This is a genomic window from Xylanimonas allomyrinae, assembly GCF_004135345.1.
Lineage (GTDB): Bacteria > Actinomycetota > Actinomycetes > Actinomycetales > Cellulomonadaceae > Xylanimonas > Xylanimonas allomyrinae.
In genome coordinates this window covers 2,175,800-2,194,422 of sequence record NZ_CP035495.1, presented here as the reverse complement: position 1 = coordinate 2,194,422, position 18,623 = coordinate 2,175,800, and the positions used below count along the sequence as shown (strand labels likewise).

General features: G+C 67.6%; 14 protein-coding genes. 13 read left to right on the top strand and 1 reads right to left on the bottom strand.

The features are described 5' to 3' along the window. Window positions 1-3: 3 nt before the first annotated feature. The 4 genes from ET495_RS09970 to ET495_RS19695 all read left to right on the top strand — a co-directional run bounded on the left by ET495_RS09970 (window position 4) and on the right by ET495_RS19695 (window position 3,419). Window positions 4-420, top strand: coding sequence for a hypothetical protein (locus tag ET495_RS09970; RefSeq protein ID WP_129204652.1), 417 nt, complete (start codon window positions 4-6; stop codon window positions 418-420). After that, a complete protein-coding gene (locus ET495_RS09965) occupies window positions 420-1,838 on the top strand; it encodes a hypothetical protein (protein WP_129204650.1) in 1,419 nt (472 codons plus the stop codon). The genes ET495_RS09970 and ET495_RS09965 overlap by 1 nt, the downstream gene beginning before the upstream one ends. A gap of 412 nt (window positions 1,839-2,250) precedes the next feature. After that, window positions 2,251-3,252, top strand: coding sequence for a DNA cytosine methyltransferase (locus ET495_RS09960; RefSeq protein WP_211340826.1), 1,002 nt, complete (start codon window positions 2,251-2,253; stop codon window positions 3,250-3,252). Further along, window positions 3,246-3,419 carry a DNA cytosine methyltransferase gene (locus tag ET495_RS19695; protein WP_211340825.1) on the top strand — a complete coding sequence of 58 codons (174 nt, stop codon included), beginning with the start codon at window positions 3,246-3,248 and terminating at the stop codon, window positions 3,417-3,419. The genes ET495_RS09960 and ET495_RS19695 overlap by 7 nt, the downstream gene beginning before the upstream one ends. Here ET495_RS19695 and ET495_RS09955 read toward each other — a convergent pair. Next, on the bottom strand, window positions 3,382-4,305 hold the full coding sequence (locus ET495_RS09955; protein WP_162616429.1) for a NaeI family type II restriction endonuclease: 924 nt from the start codon (window positions 4,303-4,305) through the stop codon (window positions 3,382-3,384). The genes ET495_RS19695 and ET495_RS09955 overlap by 38 nt on opposite strands. A 49-nt stretch (window positions 4,306-4,354) precedes the next feature. Here ET495_RS09955 and ET495_RS09950 point away from each other — a divergent pair, with 49 nt between their 5' ends. The 9 genes from ET495_RS09950 (at window position 4,355) to drmB (ending at window position 18,570) form a co-directional block, all read left to right on the top strand. Continuing rightward, window positions 4,355-4,762 (top strand): very short patch repair endonuclease, encoded by a 408-nt coding sequence (locus ET495_RS09950; RefSeq protein ID WP_211340824.1) that lies wholly within the window; start codon window positions 4,355-4,357, stop codon window positions 4,760-4,762. A 50-nt stretch (window positions 4,763-4,812) separates the two neighbouring features. Beyond that, on the top strand, window positions 4,813-5,697 hold the full coding sequence (locus ET495_RS18140; RefSeq protein ID WP_211340823.1) for an NgoMIV family type II restriction endonuclease: 885 nt from the start codon (window positions 4,813-4,815) through the stop codon (window positions 5,695-5,697). 50 nt (window positions 5,698-5,747) lie between these two features. After that, on the top strand, window positions 5,748-6,284 hold the full coding sequence (locus ET495_RS19170) for a DNA cytosine methyltransferase (RefSeq protein ID WP_342770093.1): 537 nt from the start codon (window positions 5,748-5,750) through the stop codon (window positions 6,282-6,284). Beyond that, window positions 6,185-6,853: a DNA cytosine methyltransferase gene (locus ET495_RS19165; protein ID WP_281276118.1), complete on the top strand. Its 669-nt coding sequence runs from the start codon at window positions 6,185-6,187 to the stop codon at window positions 6,851-6,853. Before ET495_RS19170 ends, ET495_RS19165 begins: the two co-directional genes overlap by 100 nt. A 169-nt stretch (window positions 6,854-7,022) precedes the next feature. Next, complete coding sequence (locus ET495_RS09935; protein WP_129204644.1) at window positions 7,023-9,227, top strand: ATP-binding protein; 2,205 nt, start codon at window positions 7,023-7,025, stop codon at window positions 9,225-9,227. Then, window positions 9,155-11,842, top strand: a complete 2,688-nt coding sequence (locus tag ET495_RS09930) for a DEAD/DEAH box helicase (RefSeq protein WP_129204643.1) — start codon at window positions 9,155-9,157, stop codon at window positions 11,840-11,842. Before ET495_RS09935 ends, ET495_RS09930 begins: the two co-directional genes overlap by 73 nt. Further along, a complete protein-coding gene (locus ET495_RS09925) occupies window positions 11,839-13,617 on the top strand; it encodes a UvrD-helicase domain-containing protein (RefSeq protein ID WP_129204642.1) in 1,779 nt (592 codons plus the stop codon). Before ET495_RS09930 ends, ET495_RS09925 begins: the two co-directional genes overlap by 4 nt. After that, window positions 13,614-16,853, top strand: coding sequence for a helicase-related protein (locus ET495_RS09920; protein WP_129204640.1), 3,240 nt, complete (start codon window positions 13,614-13,616; stop codon window positions 16,851-16,853). Before ET495_RS09925 ends, ET495_RS09920 begins: the two co-directional genes overlap by 4 nt. After that, window positions 16,840-18,570 (top strand): DUF1998 domain-containing protein, encoded by a 1,731-nt coding sequence (drmB, locus tag ET495_RS09915; RefSeq protein ID WP_129204638.1) that lies wholly within the window; start codon window positions 16,840-16,842, stop codon window positions 18,568-18,570. Before ET495_RS09920 ends, drmB begins: the two co-directional genes overlap by 14 nt. The last annotated feature ends 53 nt before the right edge of the window (window positions 18,571-18,623 follow it).

Genomic DNA, 18,623 nt, shown 5'->3' with positions numbered 1-18,623 from the left:
GCCGTGTACCCCGTGCTGGCCGACGTCGTCGACGGCTGGAGTCTGGAGCGCGTCACCTCCCGCGAGGACTGCCGCGTGGAGACGATCGCCCGGACGGTCGCGCTCCCGCTGGACCACTACCTGCTCTACGGCGTCGCGCGAACGCACCTCGTCGCCCTGGCCCGTACCGCGCCTGCGGTCGAGATCGCCGACTACTGGTTCGTCGTGCAACTCCTGGACTCGTTGCACGACCCGCTGTGCAGACCCGCTGCCGAGCCACCCATCACTAACGACCGGGCGCTGCACTGCGCGACCGCTCGCGCGGCCATCACCGCGCTGTGCGCGTTCCACCTCGACAACCGCGTGATCCTGTCGATCCGCGACGTTCTCGACCGCGAGTGGTCGCGCGACAGCCACGCCGCCCTGCCGGGGCGGGCCTGATGTACGGCGAGGTCACCGCAGCCCTGCACACGTCCATGACGCAGCTGCTCGCCATGCGCCGCCCGTCGTTCTTCCTCGGCGGCGCCAACGGCAACCGCCCGGCGACGACCACGCCTGCCGAACGGCTGGCCGCGACGGCGAAGATCCTGCGCTACCGGAAGGTGATCTGGGACTACGCGCTGGCGCTCGCCGAGACCGCGACCCCCATCTACGCAAGCGACGGCTGGGAGGCGCCACGCCGCCTGCTGCACTGGCTCCAGAAGGATCAGCCCACCGCCGCCGCGCTGCCCGGTGGTCGAGGGGTGAACACCGCCGAGCTCGCCTCAGTACAGGACACGCGCCTGTCCGAGGCGTGGCGCCTGGCAGCGGTGGCCGCGATGGCCGGCCGTGAGCGCGAACTGCCGAACGTCGCCGACAGGATTCGCCTTGACGGCGCCCGCGTGTTGATGCGCGACGCCGCGGACCTCACCTGGGCGCTGATCTCGCTCGACGCTCGGTACTTCCCACTGCCTGGGTGGCAGCGCCTGAGCACCAAGTCCAAGTGGCAGGACGCCTACTCCACGAAGGCGCCCCATCTCGTCGACTCGGCGCTGTCCGCCGCCCAGCTCTGCTCGTCGTGGGCGGCCGGGGTCTCCGCCGCCGACGCCGCCGCCGTCGACAGGCTCGGCTACCGCGCCCCGACAGCGCTCATGCCGGTGCCGTACCCGTTCGGGTTCGACGGAGCCATCGCCGCTCAGCACAACCTGTTCGTCCGGCTGGGCGCCGAGTTCCCCTCCGCGGACTCGCTGACCGCCGTCGTGCGGGCCCAGAGAGTGGTCTCCGCGCTGGCCGCCCGCGCGGCATCCGACGTCGGCGCCGACGACCAGGCCACCCGGTTCGGGCGCCGCGCCGAGAACTACCAGACGCTCCTCGCCATGCTGATGGGTCGCGTCGCCGGGCCGCTGGGGCGAGGGCGGTCGGCCGTCGACGACGCGCAGGCAGCCCAAACAGCGATGGAGGACGCCGTGGGGACAGGGGAGCGGGCAAGCGACGACCAGCTCGCGTGGCTGCGCCGGCTCTTCATGATGACCGACGCGTACGTCGCTGCGCGGACCAGGCAGGGCATCGAGCAGCGCCGGTACTTCGTGTGGAACGAGTTCACACTGTCGGGGGTCGACCTCGGCGGGATGAAGCGGGCCGTGCGGAAGTACGAGCCTATCGACGGGCGGAACCACCCGAACCTGTACGCGGCGGTGAAGGCGCTGGCACCGGCGGGGGAGTCGGCGAGGCTGGTGGACGGCGGGCCGCAGCGGGACGAGTTCACCCGGATCGTGGAGACGGCTGGAGAACTCGATCGCGCCCGAAGGTATGGGGCGAGACCTACGCCGGCCATGGCGCCTGGTATCGCGGGCCGAGATCCTCGGCCCATCTTGTCGTGAGTCGACGCAGATCTCGGCGGCGTGTCCATGACGCGCGCCGTGGTGGCGCGTTGCCGGTGCGAGCGGGTCAGGCATCGTCGGTGAAGGTGACGCGTGGCTCAGTGCTGCGGTCTGCCAGTGGTCGCGGTCGTGAAGGTTTCGATCAGCGGGGCCTCGACCCATACACCCAGCTTGTCTCGCCGTCGGGCCCCTCCCCAGCAGATCGGCGAGGAGCCACTTGTCCACAGGCGGCCAGGACTGCCGACCGATGTGGCGCACACATCGTGCTTCGATGCGGTCGTCGTGACCCGGGATGAGAGGCTGGATGAGATCGATGGCGCAGGTAACCGCAGGCAACCGCGCCCAACGGCATGAGGCCGCCCCTGCGCGGGGGATCACGAGCGTGTCGGTTGGCCGCCGTACGATCTCCCGCATGACTGGCATCCCCATGATCGACCTCTTTGCAGGCTGCGGCGGCATGACTCAGGGGTTCGTCGAGGAGGGGTTCGAGCCCATCCTTGCGGTCGAGTGGGACAAGGCGGCGGCCGCGACGTACGCCGCGAACTTCGGCCACAAGCACGTGATCGCAGGCGACATCGCAGAGGTGCCGACCGAAGACATCCCACGTGCGCGCGTCATCATCGGCGGCCCACCGTGCCAAGGGTTCAGCAACCTCGGCCTCAAGGACATCAACGATCCGCGCAACCAGCTCTGGCGCGAGTACCTGCGGTTCGTTGGTGCTGCCAAGCCCGAGATCTTCGTCATCGAGAATGTGGATCGGTTCTCCAAGAGCCCAGAGTTCCAGATGCTCCTCGCCGAGCAGGACCACGGTGCGCTCAAGGACTACGAACTGACACATGCAGTTCTGAACGCGGCTGACTACGGAGTTGCGCAGCGGCGCAAGCGAACGATCGTCATCGGTTCGCGCGTAGGCAAGATCGAGATGCCCGAACCGACTCACGACCGCAACGGTGGCGAGGGCACCAGACTCAAGCCGTGGGTGACGCTCCGAGATGTGATCGGGCACTTGGCTGAGCAGGCGCCAGACTCGACCGAGTTGCCCTCGGGAACGAGCTACGCCTTCGAGTTCGACGGCATGACGATGCCAGGTTCGTACCGTGGACTCGAGCTCCACATCAAGCGGAACCCGCGCAAGGAGAGCCTGGAGCGATACGCGTTCGTGCCGCCCGGAGGGGGCGGTTCAACCTGCCGTTCGACCTGCTACCCGACTGCTGGAAGAACAAGCCGACGGGCACGACCGACGTCATGGGCCGCGGGCGCTGGGACGCTCCCTCCGTCACGATCCGGACGGAGTTCTACAAGCCGGAGAAGGGCCAGTACCTTCACCCCCAGTGGGTCGAGGCCGCCGTTCAGGACCACGGGTACGAAGGCAAGGTCAGAGGCGACGATGAGCTTTCGGTCAACCGTGTGTTGACGCACTACGAGGCATCGTTGATTCAGGACTTCCCGAAGGACTTCAAGTGGGTTGGGACCAAGATCCAGATCGCTCGGCAGATCGGCAACGCCGTGCCGAGCGGCTTGGCCCGTGCGATCGCTCGTCAGATCAGACCGGTCCTGGACGGTCGAGAGCCGCAGGCGTAAGCGCCACCCACGCGTCGCCCGAGATGTCGAAGCCGCGCGACGCCGCGAGTTCAAGGTCTTCGCGCCAAGTCCCGCAGAGAAGCGTCAGGCCGTGCCGCTCGGCAACGAGCGGTTTGGCCTGACGCGCGCGCCGCATTGGATCCCTGTTACCGGCACAGACGGTCTCGATCGACGACCGCGGCACCACGACATCGGGGAGGTACCCGAACAACGCAGTAAGACGCTCCGTCTGGCCCACGCGAGGGGCGAAGACCACGTCGAGCTGCGGCCGGGTCAACAGCTTGAGGGGCTCGGGTGGGAGCGGCGTCCACTCGAGAACCGGCAAGGCATACATGCCGAGCGCCGCGCTGGCAATCCCGCGCTTCCCGTCCTTGTTGGCTCCGTCGCGCAGCCACGCACGGTGGGTGCGCATGAGGAACGCGCGGTGACGGGATCGTGCCGCGTCGACCTGGACGAGGAGGCAGATCTCGCACTGGCCCTCGGTCGGGATCATCCAGTTCGACCGAACGGTCGCCTTCAGCTCGACCGGGATGCCCAGGATCGTGGTATCCAACGGCGGCTCCTTCACGAGCTTGAGCTCGTTGAGGATCCGGTATTGCAGCTTCGTGCCGACGGATGCCCGCTCATCAGAGTCGACGTCAGCGCTCATGAGATCGAAACGACCCGTCCGAGAACCGTCGAGTACGTACTTGACCGCGTCGTCGACGGCGTGTGTGAATGCACGCTCGACGGGTGACGGCGTCAGCCAGGCATGGACCTGCTGAAGCTCGAGATCGTCGTCGGGCGCAACGAGTACATGTGGCTCGCGGGCCCGGCCCGGTCGTGGATCAGGGGTGCAGATGTGCCCGGGAGCGGGCAGCGGCGGCCTGGCCGCAGGATCCGTCACGCCGCGGACGCTACCGGATCCGCTTGCAGGTTGCGGGACCATGGACGCCATGCGTACCGATGCGGCGACCAGCGCGCGCATGGCGCGCGTTCGGAACCGCGACACTGCCGCCGAGCTGGCGGTTCGCCGTGAGCTCCACCGGCGTGGACGGAGGTACTTCGTTCAACGAGCCATCCTTCCGGGCCGACGACGGCCCGACATCGTGTTCCCGCGCGCGAAGGTGGCCGTGTTCGTCGATGGCTGCTTCTGGCACTCCTGCCCACAGCACGCGACCCGTCCGAAGACGAACGCCGCGTGGTGGGCGGAGAAGCTCGCCCGCAACGTCGCGCGCGACAGGCAGACCGATGCAGACCTTGAGGCTGCGGGCTGGCGGGTCGTGCGCGTTTGGGAGCACGAGCCGGCCACGTCCGCCGCCGACGTCATCGAGGCGGCTCTCGGCAACGCCGATGGCATCTGAGCCGCCGTGTCGCCAACCGTGCGACGGCCAAACCCCCTATCGTCGCGGGCGTGCCCGCGCCATTCGCCAAGGACCTCTGCAAGTACAGGACGAAGAACGGAAAGCCCAACACCTCCGACGCGGGGGACGCCCTCAGCGTGGAGATCGGTGAGGCCCTCTTCGATGTGCTCGGCGTCAGCCGTGTCACCGCTGGTGTCGAGAAGGATGAGCCAACGGGCGGCGTGCTCGCGGCCGCCGTGACCACTGATCTCGGTCAACGGTTTCCGATCGCCGTAGGTGGGATCGAGGTCCGGCCCGAGCGGAAGCTCTTCGAGTTCGAGCAGTACCGTCACGTCGGCGCAATCCGTGACGTGAAGCCTGGGCGGTCGAAGGAGTTCAACGCTGCCTGGCGCCGACTGACCACTTACGTGCGCAAGCAACCGACGCGGGAGGCCGATGCGCGCCGTGTCGAAGAGATGATCTCCGCCGTCGAGACCTCCGTCGACGCCGCGGACGCGGTCCTCCGCAAGCTCCTGGACGAGATCGGAGACGAGTCGCTCCTCGGACTGGACCTCACGGTCGCACGCCAAGGGCGTCTGGATCGCCTGCCGACGCTCGAGGTCGGCCTATCCCTCAAGTGGTCGTTGCGCACCGATCGGGCCCAGGACTGCCGCTCGCAGGGGGCGAAGATGTCGGCGCTTCGCCGCGGGCGGATGCCGCACTTCGCCGTAGTGACCATGGAACCCCGCCCGTACATGCTCAACCTGCTCGGCGGCGGGTCCGGCGACGTCGACTGCGTCTATCACCTCGACCTGCCTGCACTCACGACGGCCGTCGATGCCGTCTACTCGACACCCGCCCGTGTGCGGGGGCGGGATCAGTTCCGACGTCTCGTCGATCAACGTCGCATCCGCGACTATGACGAGCTCGTGGCGGAGATCCAGGCGCTCGGATAGCTCGGCCTGTGCTGCCGCGCTGTTCTCTCGGCCGCGCTTAGGATGCGTCGGTGCCTTCCGACGTATCGCCGCCAGAGCAGATCGGCAGTTCGACGTCGGCGGGTGGTCGCCAGGTGCCGGTCATCGATCTGTTTGCAGGTGCCGGTGGGCTGAGTCGGGGGTTCCACCAGAGCAGCAATCGTTACGCGACGACTCGCGCGGTCGAGATGGACCTCGCGGCAGCGGCGACGTACGCGCAGAACTTCGGGGACGTCGTCTACGTCGGCGACATATTGCATTGGCTCGCGGACGAGTCGACCCCGCACGCCGATCTAGTGCTGGGGGGTCCACCCTGCCAAGGGTTCTCGATGATCGGAAAGCGTGACCCCCTGGACCTGCGGAACACGCTGTGGCGGCCGTACGTCGAGGTCGTCCGACGGGTCATGCCGCGTGCGTTCGTCATGGAGAACGTTCCGGCGTTCCTCCGCTCGGGGAGTACACCGCGTTCATGGAGACGTTCGCGAGCGGCGAGCTGTGCGACTACGAGATCCGGGCAGAGATCCTCAACGCTGCCGAGTTCGGCGCACCGCAGGTCCGCAAGCGCGTGATCGTGATCGGTGTACGCCGCGACATCCCGCACCCTGGTCACCCCGAACCATCTGGTCGCGTGCCGGCGACGGTGCGTGACGCACTCGCGGGCATTCCTGGGTTCGCGGGGAGCCTCTCGCTCCCGCCGCGGAAGACTCGGTTCCGCGGCGTATGGCTTCCCGGCGCCTTCAAGGGTTCGGATCTCCACATCACGCGCGACTGGAGTCCGCTCTACCAGGACAGGTTCCGCGCGATCCCCTATGCCGGGAACCGGCACGACCTGCCCGACGAGCTCAGCATGGACTGCTGGCGCAACAACCCTCGCAGCGCATCGGATGTGATGGGCCGGCTCGAGTGGGAGAAGCCGTCGGTGACGATCCGGACCGAGTTCTTCAAGCCAGAGAAGGGCCGGTTCATCCACCCGACACAGCACCGCGCGATCACGCACTGGGAAGCGGCGAGGCTTCAGGGCTTCCCGGATGACTACCTCTGGGTCGGTGACCGTGCTCAGGTTGCGCGGCAGATCGGCAACGCCGTCCCGGTCCCGCTCGCGGAGGCGATCGGGAGCCACCTGGCCCAAGCCCTATAGCGCATCCCGAGCAGCGGGTGAAGTTTGCGCTCGATCGCCGGTGGATGGGCGCCTCCAGGTCGCCGCGGCTCGGACTCTGTCACCGGTGCCCCGTACAGTCACCGGCAGTCGATGATGCTCGCTGGGGGCATCGTCCGCGTGACCAACGTTGATCATCTGGAGTGAGTCGGTGCCGAGTTGGACCCACGGCCGCACTGAGCTGGCCGCAGTAGTCGAGAACCAGACCGTGACCTGCATCAAGGTCTACCGGGAGGACCCGGCCCGAATCCTCGAGGACGCAAACAACGAGGCAAAGATCTCCACGGGTGGCTACAGCACCCGTCAGATCGAGGAGCTCGTCCAGAACGCAGTCGACGCTGCCCGATCGGGTGGCCGCCAGATCGAGGTCGTCCTCACCCAGGACGCGTTGTACGTCGCCAACGACGGTGCACCGTTCTCCGAGAAGGGTGTGCGGGCCATCATGGCCTCGGACATCTCGTCGAAGGACGAGGCGCAGGTCGGCCGCTTCGGCATCGGCTTCAAGTCCGTACTCGCCGTCAGTGACTGCCCTCGTGTGTACAGCGAGTCCGTCTCGTTCGGCTTCGACAAGTCGCGTGCCGAAGCGGTCCTTCGCGAGGCCGGGTTTCAGTCGCGCGTCTACCCGACCATGCGGACGGCAGAGGTGTTGGAGCCCACGGCAGCGTTCGACGCCGATCCGACGCTCGCCAGGCTCAAGGCATGGGCGACGACGATCGTCGTCCTGCCCCTGCGCGACGCCGAGGCACACCGCCTGCTCTCCGCCCAGCTCGACCTGTTCCGCAATGAGTTCGTGCTGTTCTCGCCCCACATCGTGCGGGCGGCGATCAGGAACGAGGACCAGATCCGGTTCACGGCGCCCCGTCAGGTGCTCGGTCTTGGGCTCTCCCCCGAGGAGATCAAGTTCCTCCTTACCAAGCAGCCTGCACGGGACCGGGTCCTGGGCGTCACGGATGTCGGCGGCGGCGTGCACAGGATCCAGGTCAACGAAGACACGGCAGACTGGTCGGTGGCGCGCATCACGCACACGCCAAGTGCACGCGCGCGGGCGGAGGGTTCCTACGCGGCAGGCCGCGAGATTGTCGAGGCTGCGTACGCCGTCTGCCTGACGGACGACCTTTACGACATCGGCCAGTTCTGGTCGTACTTCCCCACGGCGGACGCGACGACGCTGTCCGGCATCGTGAACGCCCCGTGGAAGTTGTCGGACGATCGCAAGCACCTGCTGCGGGGAGCATTCAACGAGGAACTTCTCACCCAGGTGCTTCCTCCGCTCGTGTCTCGAGCGTTCCGCGCATTCCAGGGAACCGACCGCATCGCCGCCGTGCTCGATGCCATGCCCGCTCGAGGTGACGAGCCTCGAAGCGACGCCGACGACATCATCAACAAGCCCGTCTTCGAGCACCTGCGCACCGTCCCCTCCCTGCCGGACGGGTCCGGGCGCCTCCGTGTTGCATCCGAGCTTCGGTGGCTGGGTGGCGACACGCTCGGTAAGAACTCGCCTGTCTCGGTGGCGTGGCTCGAGCGCTGGCGTGAGGCGGGCGGCCACCTCGACCGGTGGGTCCACCCTCTCGTCTACACCAATCGCGAGCGGCGACTCAAGGTTCAGCGCCTCCTTTCGGCGCCCGGGCGTACGGAGACGCCGCCCTCGGGCATAGATGTCTGGCTCGAGGACCTGGTCGAGAAGGGCTCCGTCGACGAGTGCGCCAAGGCGATCGAGCTCGCTGCGTGGGCCCTCGACCAGTCGAGCAGGCTCACCGATCTCGAGGCCGCGCGCAAACTTGCCTCCGAGGTCTCGACGGCGCAGATCGTCCGGCTCGAGACAGGTCGCCTCAGGGCGGCGACGAAGGGTCGCGTGTTCGTCAAGGTCGAGGGGGAGGACCGAGCGGGGGTGGACTTCGTCGACCCCGAGCTCGTCGCCGTACCCGGGGTGAAGGAAGGTCTCGTCAGGCTTGGTGTCGTCCTCATGGACCGCTCAGGGCAGCTCCGTGAGCTCCTGACACGGGCGATGACCGTGACGGGGCTTAGGGAGCCGGCATCGGTGTGGCCCCAGATCTGGGACATCCTCCGCGAGATCCCCACGACACGGCGCTCTCGATCCTCCGGACGGATCTCAACTGCAAGGAGCCGCGCGACATCACCCTCCGCACGAGGGTCAAGACCGCGGCCGGCAGATGGGTCCCGCCAGGGGCGGCATTCCTTGCCGGCGACATCGTTCCGGCAGACGGTTCGCGCGACCGAGACTTCCTCATCGATCCTCGCTACCACCGTGACGACGCCGAGCTCTTGCGGGAGATCGGCGCCGTCGAGGCTCCATCGCCGCGCTACGACGAGATGTCACGCGAGCAGTGGTATTTGAGCTATCTCGAGGCGATGAAGGAGCGGTTCATCGCGGATCAGCATGGTGCGAAACCCGACCCCGACTATGTCCTCGTCGATGGTGCGTTGCCGCTATGGCCGATGCAGATCCTGACGGAGATGTCCCCGGAGGCGCGCGCGGCGGCGACGGCACGCATCATTGCCCAGGGCCTCCCAGGAGCGCGGATCGTTCGCCATCGGAGCAACGCCAGCTACGGGCAGAAGAAGGTCATCCCGCCTGAGGCATGGTTCCTTCGGAGATACGGGCTGCTGCGCACATCGTTCGGGCTCATGAAGCCGCGCCACGTGCTCGTCGCGAGCGACTCCGTGCCCTGTGACTCGCTACCGGCCTACGAGGCGTCGTCCCAAGTCGCGCGGATGCTCCAGCTGAAGGACGACCCCGCATCGGTGAGTGCGGAGGACTGGGCGCTCTACAAGTCCATCGCGGACACCTGGATCCGCGACGACGCCGACGACGCGCGCCGTGCCGCGTTCTACGTGTGGACCGCGGACTCGATCCAGCCCGAGACGATCATGGTGCGCGTCGGCCACCGCCGACAGTTGGTGGAGCCGAAGAACGTCGGCGTCACCGATGACGACGGCGTCTACGCCGCGATGATCGAGGCCCAGGTTCCGGCACTGCGCGTCCAGGAGCCCGAGGACGTCGAGATCTTCGTCGAGAACTGGAACATGCCCTTGGGCAAGGACCTGCTCCAGGAGGAGATCGTCGTCGAGACGGCGGGTGAGGCCGAGTACCTCACGGACCTGTTCCCTCCGCTGAAGCTTCGACTGGCGATCGAGGACCGTGACCTCATGCTCCAGCCGTGCAGCCGGCTGGAGCGCATGATCGCAACGCCGCAAGGTCAGAAGGCGCGAACGATTGCCGCGCGCCGAGAGGGCGAGACCATCCTGACGACGGCGCCGACTCCGGCCGGGCGACTGCAGCAGGTCTCGGAGGTGCTCGGCCTCGGAATGTCGAGCGCCGACATCGCCCGAGTCTTCGATCAGATGGAGGAGACGGCCGCGAACCAGCGGCGAGTCGAGATCAGGAAGGCGGCGAATGACGACGAGCGTCTGCTCGCCGCCGTGGGTGTCGATGCCCTGCGCCCCATCGTGCCCGCGCAGGCACTCGCCGCGCTGGAGAATCGCCCGCAGGAGACGCAGCCGCAGGAGATCGCCGCGCTGGCCCGGGCCGTGTACGGCGTAGGGATCCTGAAGCAGCTCCGCCCTGCACTGGAGGACGCTCGCCTCGACCCGCCCCGGGAATGGAGCGGGCGGAGGACGACCCGGCAATGGGTCACGGCACTCGGCTTCCCGGCGGAGTGGGCAGGGTTCCCGTCGTCGTCGCGTCCTGCGATCGAAGTCATCGACGGCCCCGCAATCCTCGGGGAGCTGCACGACTACCAGGTACAGGTCACGCGCAACATCGCCGCGATGCTGCGCGGGGTGGGGAGCGACCGTGGCATGGTCTCCCTCCCGACCGGTGCAGGCAAGACACGTGTGACCGTCGAGGCGCTGGTGAACGAGATCAACGCGGGCACCCTCGACGTGGAGCGGCCACTCGTCTGGATCGCACAGACGGACGAGCTCTGCGAGCAGGCCGCCGAGACGTGGACCTACGTCTGGCGGGCGATCGGCAGCTCCGCCCCGATGCGACTCGGCCGGCTCTGGGGAGCAAACGAGGTGCCCGAGGAACCGGGTACCTTCCAGTTGGTGATCGCGACGATCGACAAGCTCGACGTTGTCGCCAAGCGGTCCTCGGGCGAGTACGAGTGGCTGAAGGACCCGTCCATCGTCGTGATCGACGAGGCGCACTCGTCCATTGCCCCGACCTACACCCAGGTGCTCGAGTGGATGGGACGGGGTACGCGGGGGCGCGACGCCCGCAACCCGAAGCCGCTCATCGGTCTCACGGCCACGCCGTTCCGCGGCACGTCGAGCGAGGAAACCGAGCGCCTGGTCAAGCGATACGACTCCAACCGGCTCGACCGAGGCGCGTTCCGCAACGCGGATGATCCCTATGGCGAGCTCCAGGCCATGGGCGTTCTCGCCCAGGTGCGTCATCAGGTGATCGACGGGACCGATGTCGAGCTGACGCCGGGCGACCTGGCGGAGATCGAGAAGACGCGTCGTCTGCCTTCCTCGGTCAACACCCGACTCGGAGCGGACCTAGTGCGCACGCAGAGGATCGTCGACGCGATCGCGGCGCTCCCGGAGGACTGGACGATCCTGACGTTCGCGCCGTCGGTGGAGAACGCTCGAGTCATCGCCGCCCTTCTGTCGCACCGCGACATCCCCTCGGTGTCGATCTCGGCGGACACGGAGCCTGCGGCCCGACGTCACTACGTCAGGGAGTTCAAGGATGGCCGGATCCGGGTCATCACGAACTACAACGTCCTGACCCAGGGCTTCGACGCGCCCAAGGTTCAGGCCGTGTTCGTCGCGCGACCGACGTTCAGCCCGAACGTGTATCAGCAGATGATCGGTCGAGGGCTTCGTGGGCCGAAGAACGGCGGCTCCGAGGAGGTCCTGATCATCAACGTCAGGGACAACTTCCAGAAGTACGGGGAGATGCTCGCGTTCAACGAGTTCGAGTACCTCTGGACCCGGCGATGACGACCTCACGGCTCGACGAGAGCCAATCCGATGCGGCGTTCGTCGAGCCGACGACGCGGCAGCTCGTCATCGCCGGGCCCGGATCGGGGAAGACGGAAGTAGTGTCGAACCTCGTCGATCATCTCGTCGAGGAGGAGGGCGTCGACGCCGCAGACGGGATCCTCGTGATCTCCTTCTCTAACGCCGCAGTTCATGCTGCCGACGCGCGCCTCCGCACACGTGGGGCTGCTCCTGTCGTCGTGCAGACGATGGACTCGCTCGCAGGAGAAGTCATCCGGGACCTCTCGGATGAGGACGTCGCCGGTATGGGGTTCGACCGGCGAATCAAGCGGGCCACCGCACTGCTGCGCACCGAGCCGTGGGACCGGCTCGACGCTCTGCAGCATCTGGTCGTCGACGAGATCCAGGATGTCGTCGGGGTGCGCGCCGACTTCCTCCTCGCGATCCTCAATGGGCTGCCGGACGATGCCGGGTTCAGCCTTCTGGGCGACCCGGCGCAGGGCATCTACGACTGGCAGCTACGGGCTGCGAACAAGCCGCTGTCCGAGACGACGTCTCTCGCGTTCCTCGCGAGCGTTCGCGCCATGCCGGGGGTCCAGGTCCGCGAGCTCACCGGCCAGTACCGGGCGAGATCCCGTGACGCGCGTACCGTCGTGGGTCTTCGCGACGCCGCATTGCGGGGCGAGCCGGGTTCGCCGCTCGACGAGTTCTTCGCCGGCCTGGTACCCGCAGGCGACATCAAATCCGTCGTCGAACACGCTCGCCGTTGGGCAGGCACCACGGTCTTCCTGACGGACAACAACGGACAGGCCCTCCTGACCGCCGAGGCGATCGCCGCCGCCGGCGAGCCCGTCGAGGTCCGCCGCAGCGCGCACCAAAGGGTCCTCGCGCAATGGATTGCCCGGGTGGCGGCCGACCACCCCACCACGGGAATCACGAGGGACGAGCTCGAGGCCCGGGCGAGTGCCGTTGCGCCGGACCGCGATCCCGCGTCGCTGTGGCGTGCCCTTCGGTCCGTCACCGGGGGAAGAGGACAAGAAGTCAGCCTTCCTGCACTCGCACGTGGACTGCGTCGTCCCAGGCCCCTCGTTCCCGACCTCATCGAGCCGATGGGCTCTCGGTTCATCGTCTCGACGGTCCACCGAGCCAAGGGCCTGGAGTTCGACAACGTCGTCCGCGTCGAGTTTCCTGACAAGCCCTGGCTCGAAGACAACGCGCCCGATGACGGCGAGGCGAGTCGGAGGCTCTTCGTCGCCCTGTCGCGAGCGCGAGACGTCATCGTCCGATGTGACGGACCCGACGATCGCGGCCTGCGCGCACCGGGGGACGGCACGGACCATTGGTACCTGTCAGGCAGGCAGAGATGGAAGAAGCTCGGGTACCAGTTCAGGGTGACCGATCTTGACCGCAGCGAACCACCGGGCGACGACAAGGCCGCGACTCAGGCGTACATCGCCCAGACGCTGCGGCCGGGTGACGTTCTTCGGTTCGAGCTGGACCTGACCCGAACGTCGCTGAGCTTCCCTGCATGGAACCTGTTCCACGACGGCCACCTCGTCGCGCGGACGTCGCGGGAGTTCGGTGAGGGCATCGCGCGATGGCTCGGCCCGCGTGACAGGGCAAAGATCCCTTGGCCGCGCATCACGGGTGGGCGCGTCGAAAGCATCGCCACGATCTCGGGCGACGCCCAAAGTGGCAACGTCGGGCGAAATGGGCTGTGGCTCTCAGCGGTCTGTGCCGGAATGCTGCGATTCGACTGGAGCGGTGACAGATGACCGACCTCACTCCCTGGTACACGGCGCGCGATCAGATGGTCGACGCGGTCCGAGCCGACCTGTACGGCGGCGCCGACGACGAAGTACTCGGCGAGGAACCGCTCGAACGGTTCATCGTCGGCATCCTTTACCCGCAGGCAAGCGTCGGCGTGGATGCCGAGATCCAGGACGCCAACGAGGTGCCCGAGGCAGAACAAGGTGCGGCGCCGGACGCCGAGTACGACCCGGGTGTCTCGTTCGCTCACCTTCGGTACCCGTCGACGATCGGACTCACGTTCGGGGTATCGGAGTCGACGACATCCGTACGAGTCCTTGTCGCCGCCGACCGCTATGAGCCCGACGAACCGACCGGCACGGCCGACGACCCGGAGGGTCCTGAAACCCGCGCGCGAACCCGACGTGTTCGGCGGTGGCGTCGGATCGCCGCCGCACCGGAGCCAGTCGTCGTCGACCTGACGCAGGGCTCCCCGGAGCCAAGAACCCTCGTCGAAGGCCTGGAACTCCGCGTCGTCGTCCGGCCCGTACGCGACGGCGTCATCAATGTGACGTTGGTTCTGGTCAACGGCCGCCGGAGGCCCGCGAAAGGTCGGGTCGACGACCTCTGCTGGTTCCGTCCTGAACTAACCATCCAGGCCGTCGACGGCGAGTTCAAGGATCGACGTCCGGACCGGGTCCTCGCGCATCTTGATGCAGACGAGCGCGGCGGCGAACTGCTCTACCGCCGAGAGCGTCACCTTGCCGTCGGGCACGGCGTCGCAGTCACCTGGGACGAGGGCGCCCGTGTCGACGAACTTCGGACGACGTTCTTTCCGCAGCACGACCTGGCGCTGGCGAAGGCGGACCGCACGGACGTCCCTGGCCTCTCGATGCCGAGCCTCGCAGAGGCCGCCGACGTGGCCGCGTTGACCGCACCCCTCCTCGGGCTGGTCGAGACGTACGAGGGGTGGATCGCCGAGCAGGATGGCCGGGCCCACGCCGAGGGCCTACCTGCTCACCACCGTGAGACCGCGGAGAAGCACGTCGCCGACGCCCGGCGCGCCGCCGGCCGCATGCGCGCAGGCATCGCGCTGCTCGAGCGGGACCCCGTCTCACGGCGGTCGTTCCAGATGATGAACGCCGTCATGCAGCAGCAGCGGTCGAGGCAGGAGTTCGTTCGCAACGGGGCGACGGACGTCGTCGGCTCGTGGCGCCCGTTCCAGATCGCGTTCATCCTCCTGAACCTTGAGGGGCTCGTGGATCCCACAGCCGAAGACCGTGACGTCGCCGACCTGCTCTGGTTCCCGACGGGCGGCGGCAAGACCGAGGCGTACCTCGGTCTGATCGCGTTCACACTGATCCATCGCCGTCTTCGAGGCGACGGCGACGACGGACGGGGCGCGGGCGTCGGCGTCATCATGCGGTACACGTTGCGACTCCTGACACTCCAGCAGTTCGAGCGCGCGGCAGGCCTGATCTGCGCACTCGAGAACCTGCGTGCGACGGATGCCGCCCTTGCTCGCTCGGCTCCGTTCACCGTCGGTCTCTGGGTGGGCCAGGGTGCAACGCCGAACACCGTCGACGCGGCCGCCCGAGCGCTACGAAAGCTCGCCAACCACGAGGACCCGGGAGACCTCGGGAACCCCGTTCAGCTCCTGCGATGCCCGTGGTGTGGTACCAGGCTGACCAATGCCAACTACGACGCGAAGATCCGTGAACCGCGGATGTATGTCCGGTGCCCGAACGTGGAGTGCCGGTTCCACCGCGGCGACGGGTTGCCCGTCTGTCTCGTCGACGAGGACGTCTACGACCAACGCCCGTCGCTGATTATCGGCACGGTCGACAAGTTCGCCATGCTTGCCTGGAGCGAGAAGGGCGGCCGTCTCTTCGGCCGAGGCGCGACCGCGAGCAGCGATGCCACACCGGACCTCATCGTCCAGGACGAGCTTCACTTGATCTCGGGTCCCCTTGGCACGCTCGTCGGCCTGTACGAGACCGCGATCGACTTCCTCGCGACCGACCCGGACACGCACGCCCGTCCGAAACTCATCGCGTCGACGGCCACGATTCGGCGCGCCGGCGACCAGGTCGGCGCCGTCTTCGACCGGAGGTCGCAGCAGTTCCCGCCGCCGGGGATCGACGCCGGTGACTCGTTCTTCGCAGTCGACGCATTGCCGGAGGAGAAGGGAACCCGACGATACGTCGGCCTGATGGCGCCCAGCACCAGCCATGCAACGCTCCTGGTCCGCACCTATGCGGCGCTTCTCCAGGGGGCGCACGACCTCGATGCCGATGACTCGGTCAAGGACGCCTACTGGACGCTGCTGGGGTACTTCAACAGCCTGCGCGTGCTCGGTGCCGCGTACATCCAGACAAGCGACGACGTGCGCGACCGCGTCAAGGTGGTGGCCGGGCGTCTGGGAACGCCCATGCGCCACATCCGAGAGCCTGCCGAGCTGACCTCCCGCAAGCGATCGAGCGAGATCCCCGAGCAGCTCGAGCGACTCCAGACCTCGCTGCCGCACCCCGACACGCCCGATGTCGTGCTTGCCACGAACATGATCTCCGTGGGCGTCGATGTCGACCGGCTCGGGCTCATGGCGGTCATGGGCCAGCCACAGACGACGTCGGAGTACATCCAGTCGACGAGCCGAGTCGGACGCCGATACCCGGGCCTGGTCTTCACGTTGTTCAACGCTTCGCGGTCACGGGACCTCTCGCACTTCGAGTCCTTCACGTCGTACCACCGAGCGCTCTACAAGCAGGTCGAGGCGACCGGCGCAACGCCCTTCGCGCCGCGAGCGCTCGACCGCGGCTTGCACGGGCTGATGACCATCCTTGCCAGGCACACCACGGCCGGGGCCGCGGCTGATGGATCGGTGGGAGTGCCGGTCGACTCCGATGCCTTTGACGGCATCGCCCGGATCATCGCCGAGCGTGCCGACAGGGTCGCGGGATCGGCGACCGCGGGCGACGTCGAGAGGGCACTGGACGAACTCACCGAGGCCTGGGCGTCCTCCTGGGACGACGGAGTCCTGGCCACGTACGCGAGCTGGCGCGGGGCGGGTGACAAGGCGTTGATGGTGCCGGCCGGGAGCCCACCACGGGACGGCGCGGGCGGTGCGCTCGCCGAAGCATTCCCGCCAGGGGAGACGCCATGGCCGACGTTGACGTCGCTACGCAACGTCGACAGGGAGAGCACGCTTCGGATCATCCGGCGGACGAGGACAAAGACAGGGAGCCCCGATGTCGACGACTGACAGGCCGAAGGCGCGACAGAGCCAGTTGGTCACCACGTACGGTGTCGGCTCCTTGTTTCCTGCGGGTGACGAGAGCTTCATGATCGTCGGCACCGACGAGTGGGACGAGAAGTGGTGTGCGGAGGTTGAGGAGCCCCGCCTCGCGCGGTCACTGGGCGTTCGGACGTTCCGTGCGCCGTCGGTGGGATCGCGCCGGGGAGACGTCCCGGCCGTGCGGTTCCCGGAGTTCCATTACTGCCCGAAGTGTCGCCGCCTCGACTACTTCTACCGGTTCGACGCACGCAAGATGGAGTGTCCTGACTGTGACACCGACCTCACGCCCTCCCGGTTCGTCGCCTGCTGCGAGAACGGGCACATCGAGGACTTCCCGTACTTCAAGTGGGTCCACCGCGGCCACGACGTCGTCGGCGACAACCATCGGCTCAAGCTCACGACGCGAGGGGCCTCGTCGTCCCTCGCGGACATCGTCATCTCATGTTCGTGCGGCGTCCCCGCCCACGACATGGACGGATCCTTCGCTGCCGGTGCGCTTCAACAGATCAAGTCCTGCTCCGGACGGCGGCCGTGGCTGCTCGGTGTCGAGAACGACGCGTGTGAGAAGCCGCTGCGAGTCCTCCAGCGAGGCTCGTCGAACGTGTGGTTTGCCGCCGTTCGGTCCAGCATCTCCATCCCGCCATGGTCGAGCCCGAACGCTCAGTACGTCACGAAGAACTGGCACATCCTCGAGCACCTTCCTGACGCCGCGATCACTGCCGCAGTAGAAGCGGCGGTGAAGTCCATGCGATCGCCCGGGCTGAGCGTCGAAGGGGTCCTCGACCAGGTGCACCGGCGGAAGGGCCTCAGCCCCAACCATGTACCCACGGACGCCGACCTCCGCGCCGAGGAGTACCGAGCGCTCATAGACGGCAACGACGGCGGGTCGCACGACACCTTCCAGTGCTTCGCGGTCGACGTGGCACCCGAACTGCGAGGGTTCGTTCGTCAGGTGTCGAAGGCGCCCCGCCTGCGCGAGGTCCGGGCGCTGACCGGCTTCTCGCGGGTTACGCCCATGCCGACAGACTCGACGACTCCACATCTCGCCCGCCTCAACGCCGAACCCCGAGACTGGCTTCCTGCATCCGAGGTGCTGGGCGAGGGGGTATTCGTCCAGCTCGATGACGACCTCGTCGCGACATGGGAGAACTCGGCGTTCGCGGTTGACCGGCAGGCCAAGCTGGCCACGTCGCTCGAACGCCGAGCCGCTGAGTCCGGCATCGAGAGCCCCGTGGCGCCGACGGCGCGGTTCATCGCCATTCACTCCCTCGCGCATGCAGTGCTGAAGGAGCTCAGCCTTGACGCCGGCTACCCTGTCGGGTCGCTGCGCGAGCGCGTTTACGCCGACGCGGACCAGGCGGGCTTCCTCGTCTACACGGCGTCGTCGGATGCGGCGGGGAGCCTTGGTGGTCTGGCCGCCCTCGCGGACGAGCAGCGGTTCGCGCAGGCCCTCGTGGCAGCCTTCAATCGGGCCAGTTGGTGCTCGAACGATCCGGTCTGCTCGGAGTCCGGACCGTCCGGCGCCGACGGGCTAAACCTCGCTGCCTGCCACGCATGCCTGCTCTTGCCCGAAACGAGCTGCGAACACCGGAACATCTACCTTGACCGCGTGGCACTCATCGGAACGCCGGATCGCGTTGGAGAAGGGCTGGGGAGGGACCTGCTGGAGGAGTTGGAGGTCTAGGTGGGGTGCCACGGAGACAGGTAGGCGAACACGTGCGCGCTTGCACAGCTCCG